The sequence below is a fragment of the Mesorhizobium sp. BHbdii genome (assembly GCF_053848045.1).
This window is the reverse complement of sequence record NZ_JBSPKX010000077.1, coordinates 1-612: the sequence shown is the minus strand read 5'-3', so window position 1 is coordinate 612 and position 612 is coordinate 1. Positions and strand designations below refer to the sequence as shown.

Sequence of the window (612 nt, the reverse complement as noted above, 5' to 3'; positions counted from 1 at the left end):
GACACGCGTCGAGGTGGTGCGGCTTCCAGGCTTTACGCTCGGGCGACTCAATATGGAGCCGGGATGGAAATGGTCCGAATGCGTGAAGCCGGTCGTCAAGACAGATAGCTGTCAGGTATCGCATGTCGGCTACGTCGTTTCCGGAACCATCACCGTCAAGATGAATGACGGGACTCAGAAGACGTTCACGAAGGGTACGTCCTATACGATCCCGCCCGGCCACGACGCCTGGGTGGAAGGCAACGAACGCTTCGTCTGCATCGAGGTCATGAGCGCCGAGCAATACGCCAGACCGGCGTAGGGCAGGCTGCAAACCTGCTGGCCAAAAGGTTCGCGTGGGGCCGCGAGGCTGCCGGCGCGCCCACGACCGCCGCGCACATCAGCGCGATGACATTGTCGTGGTTGTGCGCCGCTCGCCTCATCCCTTCCACATCGTCGAACGAAGAACGGCCTGCATATGCTCCGGGAGGTCGAGTTCGCCGCGCGCCTCGATCTCCAGGAGATACCGGGCCTTGGCCAGGCGATCGCCTTCCTCGACCGCGGCATGGCCGCAGATGGCGAGCAGAGCCCTCTCCTCCTCCTGGCTGGCTTTGCCGGAGTCGCCGCCTATGT

General features: G+C 63.4%; 1 protein-coding gene and 1 pseudogene. One reads left to right on the top strand and one right to left on the bottom strand.

Features of this window, described 5'->3' with window-relative positions; all coding sequences use genetic code 11:
* Nucleotides 1–301 (top strand): cupin domain-containing protein (locus ACWTU8_RS31925; protein WP_455851267.1); only part of this gene is annotated, 301 nt, incomplete at its 5' end.
* A 117-nt stretch (nt 302–418) separates the two neighbouring features.
* Here ACWTU8_RS31925 and ACWTU8_RS31920 read toward each other — a convergent pair.
* Nucleotides 419–612, bottom strand: a pseudogene (locus ACWTU8_RS31920) (hypothetical protein); the annotation flags it as partial.